At 41.4% G+C, this 20,227-nt stretch carries 16 protein-coding genes; 4 read left to right on the forward strand and 12 right to left on the reverse strand.

The window, feature by feature from the left end:
- Positions 1 to 53: 53 nt before the first annotated feature.
- The 8 genes from IEW05_RS24105 to IEW05_RS24140 all read right to left on the reverse strand — a co-directional run bounded on the left by IEW05_RS24105 (position 54) and on the right by IEW05_RS24140 (position 11,317).
- Entirely contained in the window at positions 54 to 2,234 is a 2,181-nt protein-coding gene (locus IEW05_RS24105) for an alginate lyase family protein (protein ID WP_188542432.1), read from the reverse strand.
- Complete coding sequence (locus tag IEW05_RS24110; protein ID WP_188542433.1) at positions 2,224 to 3,348, reverse strand: glycoside hydrolase family 88 protein; 1,125 nt, start codon at positions 3,346 to 3,348, stop codon at positions 2,224 to 2,226. The genes IEW05_RS24105 and IEW05_RS24110 overlap by 11 nt, the downstream gene beginning before the upstream one ends.
- Positions 3,349 to 3,507: 159 nt before the next feature.
- On the reverse strand, positions 3,508 to 5,811 hold the full coding sequence (locus IEW05_RS24115; protein WP_188542434.1) for a glycoside hydrolase family 95 protein: 2,304 nt from the start codon (positions 5,809 to 5,811) through the stop codon (positions 3,508 to 3,510).
- 177 nt (positions 5,812 to 5,988) lie between these two features.
- A complete protein-coding gene (locus IEW05_RS24120; protein WP_188542435.1) occupies positions 5,989 to 7,401 on the reverse strand; it encodes a sensor histidine kinase in 1,413 nt (470 codons plus the stop codon).
- A 3-nt stretch (positions 7,402 to 7,404) separates the two neighbouring features.
- Positions 7,405 to 8,112, reverse strand: a complete 708-nt coding sequence (locus tag IEW05_RS24125; protein WP_188542436.1) for a response regulator transcription factor — start codon at positions 8,110 to 8,112, stop codon at positions 7,405 to 7,407.
- A gap of 125 nt (positions 8,113 to 8,237) precedes the next feature.
- Complete coding sequence (locus IEW05_RS24130) at positions 8,238 to 8,606, reverse strand: YxeA family protein (RefSeq protein ID WP_188542437.1); 369 nt, start codon at positions 8,604 to 8,606, stop codon at positions 8,238 to 8,240.
- A gap of 25 nt (positions 8,607 to 8,631) precedes the next feature.
- Positions 8,632 to 10,563, reverse strand: a complete 1,932-nt coding sequence (locus IEW05_RS24135) for an FtsX-like permease family protein (protein WP_188542438.1) — start codon at positions 10,561 to 10,563, stop codon at positions 8,632 to 8,634.
- The gene (locus tag IEW05_RS24140) at positions 10,550 to 11,317 is read right to left on the reverse strand and encodes an ABC transporter ATP-binding protein (RefSeq protein ID WP_188542439.1); all 768 of its coding nucleotides are present in this window, start codon (positions 11,315 to 11,317) and stop codon (positions 10,550 to 10,552) included. The genes IEW05_RS24135 and IEW05_RS24140 overlap by 14 nt, the downstream gene beginning before the upstream one ends.
- Before the next feature lie 173 nt (positions 11,318 to 11,490).
- Between IEW05_RS24140 and IEW05_RS24145 the strand changes: the two genes are divergently transcribed.
- On the forward strand, positions 11,491 to 12,264 hold the full coding sequence (locus IEW05_RS24145; RefSeq protein ID WP_229753728.1) for a YybI family spore inner coat protein: 774 nt from the start codon (positions 11,491 to 11,493) through the stop codon (positions 12,262 to 12,264).
- A gap of 1 nt (position 12,265) precedes the next feature.
- Here IEW05_RS24145 and IEW05_RS24150 read toward each other — a convergent pair whose 3' ends face one another.
- A complete protein-coding gene (locus tag IEW05_RS24150; protein WP_194434163.1) occupies positions 12,266 to 13,093 on the reverse strand; it encodes an FUSC family protein in 828 nt (275 codons plus the stop codon).
- Positions 13,094 to 13,474: 381 nt separating this feature from the next.
- Here IEW05_RS24150 and IEW05_RS24155 point away from each other — a divergent pair, with 381 nt between their 5' ends.
- Positions 13,475 to 13,816, forward strand: coding sequence for a collagen-like protein (locus IEW05_RS24155; protein ID WP_188542441.1), 342 nt, complete (start codon positions 13,475 to 13,477; stop codon positions 13,814 to 13,816).
- Positions 13,817 to 13,897: 81 nt separating this feature from the next.
- Here the strand turns inward: IEW05_RS24155 and IEW05_RS24160 are convergent, their stop codons facing one another.
- The 3 genes from IEW05_RS24160 to IEW05_RS24170 all read right to left on the reverse strand — a co-directional run bounded on the left by IEW05_RS24160 (position 13,898) and on the right by IEW05_RS24170 (position 17,158).
- Entirely contained in the window at positions 13,898 to 15,373 is a 1,476-nt protein-coding gene (locus IEW05_RS24160; RefSeq protein WP_188542442.1) for an amidase family protein, read from the reverse strand.
- Positions 15,374 to 15,483: 110 nt separating this feature from the next.
- The gene (locus IEW05_RS24165; RefSeq protein WP_188542443.1) at positions 15,484 to 16,287 is read right to left on the reverse strand and encodes an acyltransferase domain-containing protein; all 804 of its coding nucleotides are present in this window, start codon (positions 16,285 to 16,287) and stop codon (positions 15,484 to 15,486) included.
- A 19-nt stretch (positions 16,288 to 16,306) separates the two neighbouring features.
- Positions 16,307 to 17,158: a helix-turn-helix transcriptional regulator gene (locus IEW05_RS24170; protein WP_188542444.1), complete on the reverse strand. Its 852-nt coding sequence runs from the start codon at positions 17,156 to 17,158 to the stop codon at positions 16,307 to 16,309.
- Between the two features lie 146 nt (positions 17,159 to 17,304).
- On the opposite strand from IEW05_RS24170, the gene IEW05_RS24175 reads away from it, so the two are divergent.
- Both IEW05_RS24175 and IEW05_RS24180 read left to right on the forward strand, forming a co-directional pair.
- Positions 17,305 to 19,065: a DUF4091 domain-containing protein gene (locus tag IEW05_RS24175; RefSeq protein ID WP_188542445.1), complete on the forward strand. Its 1,761-nt coding sequence runs from the start codon at positions 17,305 to 17,307 to the stop codon at positions 19,063 to 19,065.
- Entirely contained in the window at positions 19,062 to 20,180 is a 1,119-nt protein-coding gene (locus tag IEW05_RS24180) for a Gfo/Idh/MocA family protein (protein ID WP_188542446.1), read from the forward strand. The genes IEW05_RS24175 and IEW05_RS24180 overlap by 4 nt, the downstream gene beginning before the upstream one ends.
- The last annotated feature ends 47 nt before the right edge of the window (positions 20,181 to 20,227 follow it).

Consider the following 20,227-nt stretch of genomic DNA (forward strand, 5'->3'; position numbering starts at 1 on the left):
GTGTATTGAACTCTCATTTCTATTTTATCAGTTTACCATCCCATCAGCATTCATTAATTAATGACCTTTATCTTTATTTTGCTCTTATCGGCAGAACTCGTAATAAGCACGACCTCCCCGAAAATCTGTACGCCGTCTACGACATAGGAATCATAGTGACCCGACGGTACCTTATGACTGATCACTAGGATATGCTCCGTGCCTAAGTCAGGATGGACAATCCGGCAAGCCTCGGCCTGTGCATCATCTACCTGTTCACCGGTATGACGGAACACAGGAATCTTGCTTACTTGCGGGGCTTGCGACTCGCCAGGACGCAGCGGGTAGAGCAGTTGCATCATCGATGTCATTCCGCTTCCGCTCCGTGAATAAGTCACTTGATGGTTAGATTCCAACAAATTATATTCACGAGAAATGACGCCCTCGGAGATTTCGGCCTGTAGCCCCTCACGCTGAACCGGGATCATGAGCAGGTTCGCTTCCCCTTCATTTTGTGTACGACAGATTTGCGAGCCTTCCTCTAGTCCAATGACACCCGATCCGAAGTGGAAATGCTGCTTGAACTGATGTTGTCCCTTACTTTGAAAACGGTCGACGAGCAGCCAGTAATGCGGCTTGATAAAAATAATTCTCCGATTCACAAACACTGGATCGTCTAAATGCAGGTAGCCATCATGGCTGCCTTCGACATAGTCGTAGGTAGGGCGACTGATCCATTTGCTGCCTGACGGCCCAGCAATGCGATGAAAACCCCAAGTGTCGATAATATCTGTAAATCCAATACCATCGACTGTCGTCGTATTATGGGCTGCGCCTTCTTTTAACTTACGTCGGAGCGGTGTATGGTCACTGTAGTTGTATCTGCCGAGATCCGTCAGAAATTCCTTTCCGTAGGCGTGCAGGTCAATATGCAACATATCCGCATGCCCATGTCCACCGCCCTGCGGCCCACAGTGGAAGTACAGATACAGATCCTGCTCACTCCAGCCCGAACGCATCACATAATGCCCGGAGTGGATAAAGGCGTGAGAAGTGTCCGTTGGCTCCGTAGGAGTCAAGCTCTCATAGCTTCTGATTGCTTCCATGCCAAGCAGCCATGCGCTATCATAGTCCATACGCTGATTAGCGCCGAAGCGAAGCATTTCGTCTTTAAACAGAACAGCTGCATACGTCAATAACGAACGAATGTCATTATCATCGCTATCGCCAAACATAGGCTGCCTATGGCTAGGATTAGCCCAGTACAGGGAAGCCATGGCCATCTCATGTACTTTACCACGGAAATCCCCGTCCAGCTTAATCCCATGTTGCTCGGCAAAATAAAGACAATCGAGGTAGCAGCACATCACCTCATGATGATAGGTTGGCGATTGCTCCCAGTGAATTCCATCTGCCATAACCTGAATACGCGCCGTCTCTCCAAGGCGCTCTTCAGCCAGGCTGCACCACTGCTCGGAACCCTGCAGTTCAGGAAAGGTTAAGGCAATCGGAAGCAAGCCGTTCGTCTCCAGGACGCCCCAGTTGCTGATCCGCTTCCAGCTTGTAAATGCGTCCGCCAGGTATCGGGCGTGCTCCGACAAGGAGATCAGCAATTTAGCCAGCAAGGTAGGCGTGAGTTGCGGACATTCCCACACATAACGCAGCGTCTTGATCCAGTTGCTGCCGCGAAGACCCGCTTCAATCGTACGCCAGTTAAGCGTATCGCTGGTAGGCTCGCTCGGTTTCGGGTTGCGATCGATCCAATCTTCAAGCTGGCGGCATAACGCCGCCGAATATTTATCATCTCCGGTCATGGCGTAAGCCTGGCCAAGAGCAATCCAGTAGCGATGCCGGTTCAGCATGTACGCCCATTCGGGATCGACATCAGGAATGTAGTTCCAGTCAATTGCTCCATCGAACGTAACTGGAACCTGCGTCCGCTCCATATCCCATGGGAACTGGAACAGAAATGTCTGGTTAACGACTTCATCCGCCGTCTTCATGACCATAGCGACTTCATCCGACCAATACTCTTTGACGTAATCGGTAATTTGTGCAGTTTCCTCTTGTGACCATCGGTTGCCAGGAATATGACGCTCCATATAATACCGATGCAAGGCATTCAGCGCATCTTCATAGCGATTCTGCCTAACCGCTTGAGCTACATCAGTTAATTCAGGCTTCTCCAGATGAAGCAACGAAAAGACAGAGAATACTTCGTCCTGATAACAATCTCCCGTATTGTTAACGTTCATACCAATACCCTCTTATCCCTTTTTCAAGACGCATCAAGGCTTCCAGATAGTAGTAATCGCCCCAGATCATATAATCATCAGGTGATAACCCTCCATGCACATAATACGAGCCATGCTTGAGTAGTCCCTCTGCATCTTCTTCCCCAATCGTGGCGTATCGCTGAACAAGTGATGTCATCGACCTCGTAAGCATTTCCTGGAAGTAGTTACGGTCTTGATCCTGCTCATCCAAATGGGATAACAGTTCCAGTAGACCAGATGCTACAATCGCAGAGGCTGAGCTATCCCGGTAAGTATCTGCCGTCACAGGGGCATTAAAGTCCCAGTAAGCTACATCGTCTTCTGGTAAATGTTCAAGGAAGTACCGAGCAAGACGTTTGGAGGATTCCAAGAACAAGGGATCCTTCGTATATCGATAAGAGAGCGCGAATCCGTATACGCCCCAGGCCTGCCCTCTCGTCCAGGTTGATCCGTTCGTATAACCTTGATGCGTCGCCCCTCCGATAGGTTCTCCCGTTTCCGGGTTGAAGAAGAATGTATGATAAGAGCTGTCATCCCCTCTAACGAGGTAGCGTCTTGATTTCTCCGCTTGAGCTATAGCAACATCCCGATATGCTAAGTCACCTGTCTGTTCACTCGCCCAGTACAACAGTGGAAGGTTCAGCAGACAATCAATAATAATCCGCCCTTCCTCCTTAGCATCTCCCTTCTGCCCCCAAGCTTGAATGTAGCGACCTGGTTCACGCCATCGATTCATAAGTACGTCGGCTGCTTGCAGCGTCAATTGGCGAGCGGATTCGTCCTTCTCCACAATCCATTGTGCTTTGGAGGATAACGAATATAGGAACCCGATATCATGATGATCAAGTACTACGTGATCTTGCAGACGCCTTTGAAAGCTAGCAACCGATTTCTCTGCCGCATTTCGAAAACGTTCGTCATTGGTATATTCGTAGCATAACCAGAGCATTCCGGTCCAAAATCCGTTAGTCCAGTCATTATTATCATTCAATTCATAATTACCGCCCCGACTCACGTGAGGAAATTTCTCACCGAACCGATCTATATTTCTTAATGTCTTGGTAATAGCGTCATCAATTGCATTTTTCCACATGATGATATCCCCCATCCACTTGATCATTGATTAAGGTTCATCATAGCAGACATATTTTATCTTAATAGGTTTAAATTTTAGTAGGAATGTGCAAAATTTTGACTTTTTTTGTGCAGCATGTGATCAAATGAAAAATGAGGGCGGAGCGCCCTCGGTTTATCAAATATGTGCTTTTACTTTGCTGATTCGGTACATTGCTCCTGCTGGAATAATGAAATGATAAGTGCTCTCTATCTTATTAACCGTTATTGGTTTGTCTTCGGGCCCACGAATCTCAAGTGGCACCTCGCTATAAATCGCGCACCCTCTTTCAGACTCTGTATAAATCTTCGCTTCTTGTAAAACACTATCCGCCCATTCGATATCAATGATATATCCACCTCTGGCGCGCAACCCTTTAACAATACCTGAGGTCCATCCAGAAGGAAGTGCAGGCAACAAGCGGAGTTCGCCTCCATGCGACTGCAAGAGCATCTCTTGAATTGCGGCTGCTCCTCCAAAATTGGCATCAATCTGAAACGGTGGATGATCGCCGAATAAATTCGGATGCACAGCTTTGCATAATAGATCATGCAGACTGTTATACGAGTTATCACCATCACCCAGCCGGGCCCAAAAATTGGCGATCCAGGCTTGACTCCACCCGGTATGGCCACCTCCGTGCGCCAACCTCCGTTCAAGAGTCACTCGCGCAGCTGCTCCTAATTCCGGCATCCGATGAGGTAAAATTTGTTCACCCGGATGTAAGGCAAATAAATGTGAAATGTGGCGATGACCAGGCTCCGCTTCTTCATAATCAACTGACCATTCCATGATCTGTCCATGACGACCGATTTGCGGCTTAGGAAGCCTGCCCCGAGCTTTCATACATTCATGCTGAAATGATTGATCAAGGTCAAGACATTCTGATGCCTCCATACAGGCGGTAAATATAGCATATACTATCTGAGAATCCATAGACGGTCCGGCACATAGCGCACCAATCTCCCCACCTGCTGTAACATAACTGTTCTCTGGGGATAGAGATGGTGAAGTTACAAGCTGACCGTTCCCATCTTCGACTAAATAGTCTAAGAAGAATAATGCAGCTTCTTTAAGTACCGGATATGCTCGTTCACGCAAGAATGATTCCGAATCGTTGTATTTGTAGTGCTCCCATAAGTGCAGTGCAAGCCAGGCACCGCCTGTAGGCCAAAAAATGGCCGGAACCCATGCGCTGAAAATCCCGCTTTCCGCCCAAATATTAGTTGTAGAATGGGCCACAAATCCCCTTGCACCATATAATTTGTGCGCTGTATCCCGTCCGTTCACTACTAAACGATCAATTAGATCGAATAGCGGCTCATGACATTCCGGTAAATTGCCCGTCTCCGCGATCCAATAATTCATCTGTAAATTGATATTCAAATGAAAATCAGATTCCCAAGGCGGAGTGAAACTTTCGTTCCATATCCCTTGCAGATTGGCGGGTAGGCTGCCAGGTCTCGAACTTGCAATCAGCAGATAACGCCCGTATTGATAGAATAGCGCCTCAAGTCCCTGATCGATATTCCCCTTCTTGTAACTCAAAAGCCGATCAGAAGTAGGCATTTCTTCGAGGTCTTGATTGTCGTCGGCGCCTAGTTCCAATGATACTCTATCAAATAATTTACGGTGATCTTGAACATGCAATTTCTTATGCTCTGCATACGGTATTGAAGCTGCATGATCTGCCTGTTGTAGTGCTTCACTGTAAGGGTCGCTATATCGGAAAGAGGTCTGTGCCGCGAGGATGAGGGTAACGGAACTAGCTTGGTCAATATCCAAATAATTTCCAATCACCTGGGTCTCACCCCCATCAACGACTGCCTTTAATATTGCTGCATAATTTATTCCATCCGGTCCGCACTGGCCCTTCAATGTGAGTATGTTGCCACTTTCTCTACCCATTTTTCCCTCGAAGGGCCTACGACTCAGCCGGGCTGTCAATGAAAGAGCACCTGGTTGTGAAGTCGTCAAATGTAGGATCATAACTTGACTGACTGCGCTTGAAAAGACTTCTCTACTATACTGAATAGTTCCTATCTTATATTTAACTGAAGCCACACCCGTCTGAATATCCAGTTCGCGCTGATAATGAGACGTTGTCTCTGCACCTTCAATGTTGATCAATAAATCGCCTAATGGCTGATATGGGCCAAAATAATGTGGTGCGTTTGTCATGTTCAGCAAGGCTAACTTTTCGGCCTCCTGTGGTTTGCCTTCCTGGAGCAGCCTTCTGATTTCCTCCAGCTTTCCTACTGAGGCCGAGTTGTCATTCCCTTGGGGACCCCCGTACCATATCGAATCTTCATTTAACTGGATTCGTTCATTCTGCACACCACCGAAGACCATGCCACCTAAACGTCCATTGCCGATGGGAAATGCCTCTGTCCAAACACCCGCAGGTTGTTTCTCTATTAATTTGCAGTTTTTATTACCCATAATTTCACCCCTGAGACAATCTGTTCAATAATTTAGCATCTTGCATCTAATATAGAGTAATCAATGCAAAATCCTAGGATGAATACTGACCTTAGACAGGTCATATTTTTACCTCTTATAGATCAAATTTGACGTCCCATACGAAAAATAGCCTTAGAAACCGTTCTAGAACTTGTTTTATAATTTAATCTCAATTGTTGTCCCATGACCAAGGATACTATTCACCTTGATCTCTCCATTGTGTGCTTGAATAATATCATTTGCAATCGCCATGCCGAGTCCGGAACCTTTATGTAACTCGCCTGTGTTTGTTCCCCGATAATAGCGATCAAAAATCCGATCGACTTCTTGTTTCTGAATCCCTTTTCCATCATCTTGTATTGTAATGTGGATCTGTTCCTTCTTTTCAATACGAACAACAATTTTTACATGGTTATCATTATGAACAATCGCATTATAGATCAAATTGTTAATGGCTCTACGAATTAAAATCTCATCAGCATCGAACAGAATCGTTTCTTGATTACACTGAAATTCAATGTCGCGGTCGGAATACTTGGCGTCATTCAGAATATCGATCACAGTATTCCGTAATAGAGTTACCAGGTTGATCGTCTTGGTGTTCAAAGTTAATTCTTTACTCTTCAATCTAGTAGTTAAGTTTAAATCTTCAATAACTTCTTTTATATATAATGATTTACTTTCAATAATTCCAGCGTATTCCATCATTTCCGCTAATGAAAAATGGTATTCTGCATCCTTCATCATTTCTGCATAGCCTTGAATCGAAGCTAATGGCGTTTTGATATCATGAGAGATATTCGAAATCCACTCTTCCTTCATTTTATCTAGTTTTTTACGCTCATTTTCATTCACCCTGAGTTCATTAGATAAATAATTAACATTATAAAAAACATCTTTATAGATTCCTTTAGGCTCATAATTTAAATTATATTCTTTATTGGCCAACCTCTTGATCCCCTCAATGATCGAGTTTACTGGCTTAGCAAGTCTTTTACTGAAAAAATACCCGATCAATACAGCAATTAATCCATCAATAATGATAAACAGAAGCCCACCTACTTTGAACACATGGAAAATATCCCGATAATCATATGACAAAACATATTTACCGATGTTTGGATCAGCAATTCCAATAAAGTAGCTGTAATAGGTTTGATTTATTTCTTTTCCACTAACAAAAACTGTGGTTTTCCCATCAACTTCCTTATACTTGTACATTTGAATCACATCTAGAGGTGTATATTTCTTCTGTACCTGCTTCGGCAAGCGATAACTATATATTTCTCTGCCGTTTTCGTTTAATATTTGTATCCAGGCATTTTTTGCTTCAAGCTCCTTTTTTCCCTGTTCATTAATTACCACATAACCATGAACCGTCGTTATATGATCACCGAACCCTGTCGTAAATGCTTCTGCAGATATCTCCCTGTTGTTAAACAAAATAGGTTTCTTAGCCGTGGTCTGGGCCACAAGTAAACCCACCACAAGCACAATATTTATCACAAGCACTAATATGACAACTAAAACAACAGATAATAAATATCTTCCGGTTAGCCACCACTTCATGGTTTAATCGTCCTTTACAACTAGTTTATAACCTAAGCCTTTGACTGTAATTAGATACTCTGGATCTGAAGGCTGCACCTCAATTTTCTCCCTCAACCTGCGGATATGTACCATGACCGTATTATCAAAACCTATAAAGTCCTCCCCCCACACTTGCTCACATAGGCTCTCTTTACTTATAATCCGATTCACATTCTTAAGCAGATACGTGATTAATCCAAGTTCTTTTGGCCTTAGCTCAATGGTCTCCCCATTCTTTCTGAATTCTGCTCTTTGCTCATCTAATTCGAAGGGACCTACTTTCAATAGGTTATCTTCTTTATCGGTCTGAACATATTCAGCTCTACGCAATTGTGCCTTTACACGATAAGCAACTTCCTTAGGGCTAAATGGCTTTACAATATAGTCATCTCCACCAATAGCAAATCCGAGAATCTTATCAATTTCCTCCGTCTTTGCAGACAAGAACAAAATTGGCACATTAGAGATGCTTCTTATCTGTTTACAAACATCGTATCCCTCTCCATCAGGCAGCATAATGTCCAATAAAACGATGTCAGGTTGTGTCTGCCTAAATTGAATTAATCCGTCTTGTACGGTTGTCGACGTATACACATGATCTATTCCTTCTTTGGTTAATACAGTATTCAAAATCCTTAAAATATCTTCTTCATCATCTATAATCAGAACCTTTGCGTCTTTTAGCGACATGTAATGACTCCTCCCCTGAAAATTTCTCTGTCGTAATGTTAGTATAATGCACAGATCACCAGTTTAATCAAAATAAGGACTTAGTTATCTTTGATTAGGATAACTAAGTCCTTCGTCACACTTGTTCAAGTGGTGCCTTCTAATTTTTCCTTCGCTTTATTCGGAATCTCCTCTTTCTGAACCTCTTGATAGGAAGTTACGCCTTTGCTGTCCTTCACAAATAAGTTTAGATACGCTTCTTCACGAAGCTGTTTACTACTTGTAAATGTAAATACTTTTTCTTCTCCTGCTTCATTATAGGCGGGTAAAGTATATTCATACGTCACAAACTTCTCCCCACGATCTGATTTACTTTCTATCTTTTCTCCCCCACCTTTAATCTGAACATAATAATTATCTGCACCTAGCCTGTTTAAATTAACATTTTGCATGAAGACCAGTAGTCCAACGACCACTACGATGATTGTTGATACAGCTATGATTATCTTTTTCATGGGTTGCTCCCTCACATTCATTTATTTAGTTAGTTGTCGTCACGGTTTTATAGTAAGCATGTACAGTTAAGAAGTAATAAACGATATAGATACCTGTGTAAACTCCCATGCAGATCATCACAGGAATAACTAAGTTCATCTGTAACATCCTTGAAAAAGCCGTCAATGCCACCGCACAATGAGCTATACCAGCAATCAAAGGTAGGCCAAAAATAAATAACATTTGCTTAGCGATGGTTCGTTTTACTTCTTTTTTATTCACACCGATTTTGTGTAAAATCTCATACCGCTCTTTGTCTGAGTTGGCTTCTGTTAATTGTTTGAAGTAGATAATGCTACCTGTCGCCGTAAGGAATACGAGTCCTAAAAAGCCCCCCATAAAAATCATTAGCCCTGAGGATTCTAAGCCGGCAGCATAATCCTCATAGAAGCTAGAAAAGTTAGCTTGCTCTGGCATGATCGCTTGAATTTGTTCTGTTAGTTGCTTTGCATGATCTTCTTTGGTGATTTTATATGCAACCATATTCTGTAGGGTTGTTTCTTGTTTCAAGTCGGTAAATAGTTCATCACTGACAACAATAGTAGCGCCAGCAGTTCTTAGATTGAGTACATTAAACTTCTTCAAAACCTTAAATGTAATATCCTCATCGCGATCATTCAGTTGTAAAGAAACTGTTGATCCGACATATGCAGGTGAGAACTTTTCGTTGTAGCCGGCATCTAACACAGCTGCTTCATTTGCTTCTAACGATAGCGTGTCATTTCTGGATTGTAATGTAGCTAATTTATTAAAATCACGGTTTGAAATGACGGTATAGATCATCTCATCACTTGAAAATAGACTATTTAAGTTAGTTACATCTGCATCTATCTGAAGCGTTGGTATCGTCTCATGATAGACCAGCCCATGATCTCTGTTATTAATGATTATGTCTTTTACTTTTGCATCCTCATTATTATCTCCCTCAATAAACATCATGCTACTCGGGTCGGCCATCTCAACATTACTTCTGTTGTTGTAATACAAACTATAGGCTGTGCCGACTGCTGTTAATGTCGTAGCACTAAGCACGGCGATAATCGTTAATGTCCGAGCATTTCCTTTGATTCTGAATAATAGCTGGGAGGTGCCGATCAAGTTAATTCCATTCCAATATCTCTTTGTGTTTTTTCTGGATACCTTCAATAAATACACTGTCAAACTACTAAATAAGAAATACGTCCCCAGGATCACGGTGATTAAGATAACAAGCGGAGTGATCATTAAACCCATTGTTCTCCACAACTTAGAATCCAACATGTCCTGGAGCGCAAGTCCATAACCAATCCCTATGAATACGACGGATAACAAAGCGATGATAAAAGATCCTCGTGGCTCTCGTTCTCCTTCTTTGTCTGCTTGGAAAAGTTCGATTAATTTAAAACGATAAATTAAACGATATCCATGGAACGATGTAACAAGCGTAATGATCGTGAATACAACAATCGTGTTTACAATCGCTGCAAATGAAATGGTGAAGTTCGTCATCACTTCATAGCCCATAACGTTCATTAAAATCATCACAAAAAACTTCGACAATACCGAACCGAGTACAATACCCACAATGAGAGCTAAAAATCCCATGATAAAGTTCTCATAAAAAAGCATGCGACCGATTTGTTTCTTACGAACTCCAAGTAGAGAATATAACCCGACTTCTTTTTTACGTTTACGTGTAAAGAACGAGTTGGAATACCAAATAAAAATAGCTACAAAAATAATTAATACAAACGCCGCTCCACTAAATACGGAACTAATTTTAGGCGACGCCTCAGATGTAGCCTGAATTGTTGTATCGTACTTCAACGAAACGAATACAAAGTAAATCACAATACTAAATATCATCGAAGCAAAGTAGAGAAAATAATTACTGAAATTCTTCTTTATACTTTTACTAGCAATACTAAATAACGTCATGATCACCACCTCCGAGCGAAGCGAGGATGTCTAATATCTTTTGAAAGAACTCCTTTCGTTGCAATTGTCCTTTATGAAGTTCCGTAACCAGCCTGCCATCTTTAATAAATAAAACCCGTTTACAGAAGCTCGCCGCATATACATCGTGGGTCACCATCATAATGGTGGCTTGTTTCCCTTCGTTTAACGTGCTCAAACTTTCTAATAAACTAGTAGCAGATTTCGAATCCAGTGCACCCGTTGGCTCATCGGCCAGGATTAGACTTGGATTTGCCACAATCGCCCTTGAGGCTGCTGTTCTTTGCTTCTGACCTCCAGAGATATGGTATGGATATTTATTTAGAATTTCCCGAATTCCAAAGGTATCCGCCATTTCATTAACCCGTTGTTCGATTTCCTTTGCAGGTACCTTCGACAAGGCTAGTGGTAGCAAGATATTTTCCTTAACAGTTAACGTATCCAGTAGGTTGTAGTCTTGAAAAATAAAACCTAATTTATTGCGGCGAAAATCTGATAATTGTTCCTCATTCATTTGGATAATGTTCTGATTATCAATAATGACATCACCTGAAGTAGGTGTATCAATTGTGGACAGTATATTGAGTAATGTTGATTTCCCAGAACCCGATGGGCCCATGATTCCAACAAACTCACCTTGTTGAATCTCTATATGAATATCCTCCAACGCTTTGTATACGTTGCCTTTACCACCATATACTTTTTGAACATTTACAGCCTTTAATATGGGTCTCATTAGTACCTCCTGTTAACTCTTGTTAAGGCTATTATAATTTGTCCGTCTTACACCCTTTTAATGTGAACCTTACAGAAACCTTAAATATGAGAGCATAAGAAAAAGCAGCACCCTCTCCTGGGCATCTGCGTATGATGAAGAAAAATATGTACACCGTATATGGAGGTCCTGCAATGAGCTGGCAATTCTACGAATACCCCCATCAAAGAATGGGAATGAATACGATGCCTAATACCAATTTCTTATTGGACATGAAGCAAGCTGACATTAATGGGGATGGGATATTGGATACCGTATTTTTATACGGCAATAAGCAGGGTGGAGCCTCAGCCATCTTTGCTGATCATATTACCCTTGTTATTCAAGACGGGTACTCCCACCAAAAAACAGTGGTTAGTCTTAAGAATAACGCCGGATATAATGCGAGGTTATTCCTTGGGGATTTTAATAAGGATCATGTAGCGGATATTTTAGTAAGTATTGATTCAGGAGGAAGCGGAGGATACATTAGTGCTTATATCTATTCCTTCAGAGATAATGATCTACGTGAATTGTTTGATTCTGAAGTCTATAATCGTCAATATATGTTTAATGTGAATTATGAAGACTTCTACAAAGTTAGTGTTGGAAGTCCTCAGTTAGATGTGCTGTTCACAATAGATATAAGCAATAAAGGCGCCGATTATTTATCCCAATATTACAATGATAATGGAAAACTCAAAAGTCCAGTCCAAGGTGAGGTACTTGCGCTAGGTGGGCTATATCCGATTGTTACAGATTTACAAAGCATGAGCTATGATTTAATCGCTTTGCAGCGAATTATTGGCACAATTAATGCAGACACATTAGGTTATGTCGAAAACCTTTTAACATGGAATGGTACTACTTTTACTTCATCAAGGCTCATGGTGTCCATCCCACCTACAAAGTTAATTGCGCTGTATTAACTTAACTACTAGCGTTACCTCTTCTTGCGAATAAACCTTTTAGATTAATTAGGCTAATTCCGATTCCAATACAAGCTCCCAGGATAATAAAGCTGATTCGCATAGGAATGGATACAGAATAATCAAATAATACGAGAGCGGCGCTTAATGCATTGATGGTTACAAAAATCATTTGAATACGATATTCTACAACAAACATATAAATATAGCTGAGAGCTAGCGTGACTAACATGCTGTATTGTGGAGGCAACATGATGAATAGAACGACAAATACTGCAGCACCAATGAGATTTCCCATTAGTCTGTGCTTTACCCGCTCCTTGCTATGTGTAAAATGAGGTTGCATGATCGAGAATATCGTAAGGCTAATCCACATCCCCTTCTGAGCATGAGATAGATCACCAATCAACATTCCGATGCTTACACCTACCGCCATCTTAATGGCATATTCAACACGAAGTGGAGATTTGGAAAGTTGACGAAAGATACTCTGTAGATTCATAGCATTCGAATCATCGCTTTTACGGTGCTTAAGGTAATAAATAATGGCAATGAGGATACCGCCAGCCAGCAAACCAAATATTCTAACCTTAATTTCGGAATATATGACTGGGTTACCTTGAGCGAAAACATAACAAAGCATAAAAGGCAAAAATGCTTTTGTTTCTAACTTCTCTGAGAATAACATCATAATAAGGAATATACTCACAAGGTGAATGATTAACCCCAGCACTGGATTCATGCCGGAAAGATACGACAATACTCCTATAATCGGGAATGAAATTGCAAGGAGCAGAGTCGCTTGGATCTTTTTAATCCCTATGTCCATGCTCAAAAACATAAGTAGCCCCGTGATTATGGCCACCCCCATGAGTAAATTAGACTCACCAAATAGAGCATTATATCCCATAACAAAAGTCAAAATAAAAATAAGAAGTATAAGCTTTGATACTAGGGTTTTAAATTTCACTGTTTTTAACACGGTTATGCCCCCTTCTTTCACTAACAAAAACAACAACAGAATGTGAAGTATATCACAGCATAACCTAAACAGCTTGGCTCGTCCACTTTTTTATCCAAACAATGATTTAAACTGCTATAAATAACCATCTGCTTAGATGATTATTGTAATGATTTAGGCATCTGCCCAAACCTATGAATTGAATCCAACATACATTGTTTTAGCCCACTTTATAAGGAGTGAAATCTTATGGGATTTACGCCACCACCATCTCAAGGACCAATGGGACAGTTTTTCCCACCACCAGGACCTCCGGGGACTCCGGGACCTCCAGGATCTATTGGACAACAGGCACCAACTGCTCCTCCCCCTTCGTTTGTACCACAGATATCACCTTTTGCAGTTGACCCAGGAGCTATTGCCGGTTGCTTATTCCGAAATACTTACGTTTGGCTGAGAAATAGGGATAGTTTCTGGTTCTTCCCCATTTTTGTCGGACCTAGATCGGTCGCCGGTTTTAGATTTTTCGCGGGACGATGGGTGTACTTTGGGATTGATTTGAATCAAATTAGTTCGTTTACTTGTTTTTAGCTTAAAAATGTTACTATGGACATTAAAAAACGCTTGGATTTGCATCCAAGCGTTGTTTCTTTGGTGTCATATATAGTGAACCTATTCTAAGTGTGGAGGAAAACGATGATGGGTTGCTTGCTCAAACCCATAGGCTAGTTTTATAAGCGTAGGCTCACTATAAGCTTTACCGGAGAAGACTACACCGAAAGGGCCCTTCGTATGATCACCATCTGAGTCAACAACTCCCTCTGTGGAATACCCTGCCGGGACGGTAATTAGTGGATACCCTAACCGCGCAGCAATATACAGACCATCCACATCACCAGGTAACAACAATGCATCTAAACTATATTTTTCTAAGACATAATCGATTCCTTGCGTAAGTGCTAATTCGTTATATTCTTCCCTCTTCTGGATATATGTTTCTTCTGTTAATGTTGACCCTTCTGATCTAATTAACGTGTCTTGTCCATATCTGGATGCAACTTCTGCATGATTGTTATTATACTCAATCAATTCATGCAAAGAATGTACCGGAACGGAGTCAGCTAATTGTGATAAATAATCATTAAGACCTTTCTTAAACTCATAACAGATAACATCATTATTCCAATTATTATGTTCAACGTGGATTGTAACAGGGTCAATAATTGTGGCACCTTCGTTTTTCAGGGTCGTAATCGCAGCTTCCATTATAGAAAGCCTATCCTTATCTAAATGCTTATAATAATGTCTTGGAATACCGATCCTTGCATGTTGTAAAAAAGTAGCATCCAAAAATGGAGTGTAATCCACAAAACTACGATTTTCGCTCGATGATGTAGCCGTATCTTTGTCATCAACACCTGTTAATGCACCCAAAATAATAGTTGCGTCCGTAACAGTTCTAGCTAATGGTCCAGGAGTATCTTGACTAGTAGAGATAGGTATAATCCCCGCTCGACTAACTAATCCAACAGTAGGTTTGATACCTACAAGGAAATTTTGACATGCAGGACCAACAATGGATCCCGCCGTTTCCGTCCCTATTGATGCCGCAGCCAAATTTGCGGCTATAGCTGCCGCTGGTCCAGAACTAGATCCACTAATGAATACCTCCCCAGGTCCATACGGGTTAAGAACAAGTCCACCTCGTGAGCTATACCCCGCCGGCATCGAACTAGACATAAAATTGGACCATTCCGACATATTCGTCTTCCCAAGTAGTACGGCGCCTGCCTCTCGAAGCTTGATTGCAACGAATGAATCTCTTGCTGCAATGGACTGGGCTAAAGCTACCGAGCCAGCACTGGTATGCATGTTATCATGGGTATCAATATTATCCTTCAACAAAATAGGAATACCGTGAAGCCTTCCACGGCTCCCTTGTTCTATACGTTCTTTATCTAAATCTCGCGCGATTTGAAGAGCATCGGGGTTGATTTCTAGTACCGAATTTATTTGTACATCATAGGTATGAATTCGGTCTAAATATAATTGAACTAGATCCACTGAGCTTATTTGACCAGTTTCCATAGCCGTCTGCATACTTCTAATATCCGCTTCAATAATCCACTCTTGTAGATTTATACTCATGCGCTCCCCCCTGAAATATGTAATATTTAGCAATCTCAACCCTATCATATTTCATAGCCCCATGGTATGTAGAGTATGATTATTAGGAGTTCTTAACCTTGACTCTCTTTTCAAATTTTTATCCCAAAGCCGGTACCGAGTTTCTTGCCAGCCATTAGATAAGCTTTCGCATTTCGTTGCAAAGATGATAGCTCATCGTATTCGGATGGGTCAGAACATAATTTATTAAATATCCGTTCTTCGGCTTGTCTCGCTTCATGATCCACCTGATAGATGGAGAATTTCTTTTGGAATTGCATAATATTAGAGCTTGGCTGTAATACCTCGCTTAAGTTCGGATAAAGCATCCATGAGTTACAAATGAATATCGGCGTAATCCCCCTGAAAAATTCCCTTGCGCGTTCAAAGGATTCTTCGACTTGTTGAGCTTCTAAAGATTCACCTGATGGAATATGCACACCGAGTACAATTTGGTGTTTGGAGATCTTTTTACCTTCTACCTCTAACTCGCGATCAAAGACACAAGGTTGAAATTGTAATCTTCCGAGCTTAAATAACCGTAACTGGATATGTTCTGAAAGCCAGTCATATTCTTGAATACCGTATTCACCAAAATCTCGTTTACAGTTAGAGCACCACAGCCCTATATCTGAGAACGTGTCAAAATAAATCTGCTCCTCGATGCCTCGGATAACATACTCTTCATAAGCGTCAATAGCGAATCTGACATATAAATATAAGAATAGCTGCCGATAATTTGAGGACTGCTTAACAGCGTCAAAGAAAGACAATCTATCGTTGTAAAACTGTTGCTTATGTTGTTGATACCCTGCTTCATCCTTTTGAAAATCAAGTAATAACTGTCTGGCTTCTGGGTTAAGTCTTATGCCTTCACAGAATGATTGCAAATTCACGTCCAAAATCCTCCTTCATTTAATTAAACCTAGTAAGGTACTCAGATGGAGTCACATGATAATACTTCTTGAACATTCTGCTGAAATACAGCTGATCCTCAAAACCTACTAAATTTGAAATCTGCTGAATATTTAAATGCGTATGCTTCATGAGCTCACATGCCTTCTCCAATCTAAATCTATTGATATACTGCAGCGGTGTCGTACCTGTCGTAATTTTGAACAAAGTTGTATACCTATCCGTGCTAAGATACGCGATTTCAGCAAGTTTGGTCACATATATTTCTTGCGCATAATTGTCATGGATATATTTGATGGTGTCATAGATCTCAGCGCGGTTGCTGTTGGCTCTAACATCGGAACCCTGTTCAATCAATCTTGAAATAAGTGCTAGCAGATAAGAGAGAAGCGAGGCTGAAGCAAGTTCATAGCTAGCTTTTTTATCACGTAGTTCATTCATCATATCTTCGAATATTGCAGCTATATCATTATTAATTCCCACAAAGAAAGGACCATCTTCAGCAAGTTTGGCGTTAAGTAGAAGCTCATCAACTCCATAACCGGTAAAATGCACCCAATAGGAAATGAATTTCTGTTCGGCGTAATGACCATAGTATTGTTCTTCATATGGACGATATATAAATAGGCTTCCGGGTTCCAATATATGATCTTGCCCGTTTCGACGCACTGTCATCGGTCCAGAATAATTATACGCAAGGTAAAAGTCCTTACGCCCCTCCTTCCTATGAGTCATTTTAAAATATGCCTCGTATTCGTAGAAACCGACGGAGTTAACGATCAAATTGCTACTTAGATCATGAGCTCCCTTGTCATCTTCGTCTGGAATACGATACATGCTAGAATATTTCACCCTCGTCACCTCTTAAGTGTATTCTAGCACAATCTTATTTTGATACGTGAAATATCCATATAAATAAGGAAAATATACATATGGTTTAGACCACTTGAGACCTATACTTTGAATGACAAATACTTGAATAGGTTGGAGGATCTACGATGAATATATCACTGGCTTTAGAGGATGCAAGCTATAAGTATGTACATGGAGTACTGAACAAACCTGGATTTCCTGCTGACGAGCATAAACAGATTTCGCTAGTATGCGGAAGGAATGATCGAGCTGCCGTTCAACTCCTTGTCTATTCCGAGCAGGAAATGTTGGTATCTGTAAATGAGGACACTTGCTTCTATGAAAGAGGCGCCATCGATATTGTTCGCGTGAATGTAGACGTTCCTGGCTTACAGGAAGGGAGCATTACAGCCAATCTAATTGGACTTGTCGAGGATGATGATCGGCAGTTAAAGTCTGATATTATTCTACAGCAACCATTCATCCATGTGGATGGCAGAAGAATTCAACCCGTGTGGATCGAAGTCGTGATCGATAAAGATGTTAAGCCTGGCCTTTACACTCCTCAGATCACCGTTCTTGGCCACCGAATGTTTGAAGACGAGGAATTGATTAGACAACTAACATTTGAAATACAGGTCATGAACACGACGCTAAGCGATGCACAGAATTATTCATTTAACCTGAACTTATGGCAGCACAATTCTAACATTGCTAGAAAATACGACGTAGATCTATGGAGTGATGAGCATTTTGCCATCATGGATAACTATGTCGCCTCTTTGGCCAATCTCGGGCAAAAAGCTCTATCAGTCATCGTTTCTGAAATTCCTTGGTCAGGTCAATTCTCCAGCTATGATCGTATCGACCCTGCAAACATGTTCGAATATAATATCGTAAAAGCAAATCTGTTAGCCAATGGTGAATGGTCTTTTGATTTCAATGCCTTAAATCGATACATTGAATTAGGTATGAAGCATGGAATCACACAAGAAATTGAAGTATTCGGATTAATCAATATTTGGGTGATTGAGGATGCCGGATTCGGCGGTGTGATGGAAGACTACAATGATGCAGTCCGTATCCGGTATTGGGATGAGAGCAGTAATACCTTTAAATATATGAAACACAAGCAAGACTTCGCGAAATATGTTCAAGCACTGGAACAAAATTTCATCCAACAGGGATGGATCGACAAGGTACGGGTCACAGCTGATGAACCAGCGGATATCGAGCTTTATACGGCACGACTTGACGAGCTTAAGCAAATGGCTCCTTCCTTCAAATATAAAGCAGCCATGAACCATGCTTCATTCATAGAGCAAAAGATCGAAGGTATTGTGGATTATGTTCCCGTCCTAGACTGTATCACCAGTGAGTATCAGAAAATACAACAATTAAAGAACGAAATTAAGGGTAGCATGACCTATTATGTCTGCTGTGTTCCTGAGCTTCCTAATACATTCATTAGCTCTCACTTGCTAGAAAGCAGGCTTATCCCTTGGCTGGCCTTTCATATGAACATGGATGGCTTCTTAAGATGGAATTATACCGTTTGGCCAAATGATCCATTAAACAAAATCACGTATCATTATCCGATCTTCTCTGCGGGTGATACCAACTTTGTCTATCCCGGAAGAAACGGTCAACCTATGCTTACGCTGAGATATAAGCTGCTCCAGAAAGGGATTCGGGATTACGAAATCCTGAATAGCTATATCAAACAAGGAGGAGACCGGGAGAAGCTCGAACAACAAATGAAAAAAATATTCCTATGGCAATCCATTGATGAACTCCATCCAAGCGCTAGAAAGAATAGGGAAGAACTCTTTTCATTATTGAATACGGATTACGAAGAGATTATCACTGAAATTTTAACTGAGCTAGTAGAGGAAGGATCACTATGAGAATTGGTATAATTGGATATGGATTGCGCATTCGCTCTCTATATAATCTTTTGCCTAAAATTTCAACGGACTGCAAAGTCGTCGCTATTGCCGATCCTCGTATTGAGGAGATCAGAACAGATCTAGGATCGGAATCGGAATCAATCACCTTTTTTGAAAGTGCAGATGACATGCTTCAGCACATGCAATTAGATGGAGTGATGGTGGGTACAAGATGTGATTTGCATACGGATATCGCACTAAAAATACTTGAAAGGAATTTGCCGCTTTTTCTTGAAAAACCTGTAGCAACTAACATCCATGATTTAACTCGACTTAAAGCAGGATATGAAGACTCGAAGTCGCAAGTGGTCGTCTCATTTCCTCTACGCCATACAGCTTTGGTTGAACTAGCTAAGGAAATAGTTGACTCCGGCAAAATTGGCACCATAGAACACGTACAAGCTGTGAACAACGTTCCTTACGGCGGTGTCTATTATCACAGTTGGTATCGAGACGAACAGATTACCGGTGGTTTATTCTTACAGAAAGCAACACATGATTTCGACTACATTAACTATCTGGTTGGACTTAAACCCCTAGCCATTTGCGCAATGAAATCCAAGCAGATCTTTAAAGGAAATAAACCCGCCAATCTGAAGTGTACGGACTGTGACGAAAAGTATACTTGTGCCGAAAGTACGATCGTTAATCAAATTGGAGAGTACTGCAGTTTTGCTGAGGATACAGGGAACGAAGATTCAGGCAGTGCGCTAATTCATTACGAATCGGGAATGCATCTCTCCTACTCCCAAAACTTCTTCGCCCGCCGTGGTGCAGCTAAACGGGGAGTACGCTTACTCGGTTATAAAGGAACTTTAGAATTTGATTGGTATAGTAATAAATTAGAGATTCATATGCATCATGAACCTCGAGTTGAAACCCATCAACTTGATGTTGATCCCAATGGACATTCGGGTGGAGACTCCAAGCTTCTGCTTAACTTCATTCAAGTTATGCGAGGACAAGAGCAGTCCCTCACTTCACTGGATGACGGCCTCCTTAGTGCCTTAATGTGCATAAAGGCAAACGAATCTGCCAATTCGCACACTTTCTGCAATATAAATTGGGACTGATAGATTAATTGTCAGGTATGTATTTAAAGAGGCTATCCTGTAGCAGC

The organism is Paenibacillus segetis (assembly GCF_014639155.1).
GTDB classification, from domain to species: domain Bacteria; phylum Bacillota; class Bacilli; order Paenibacillales; family Paenibacillaceae; genus Fontibacillus; species Fontibacillus segetis.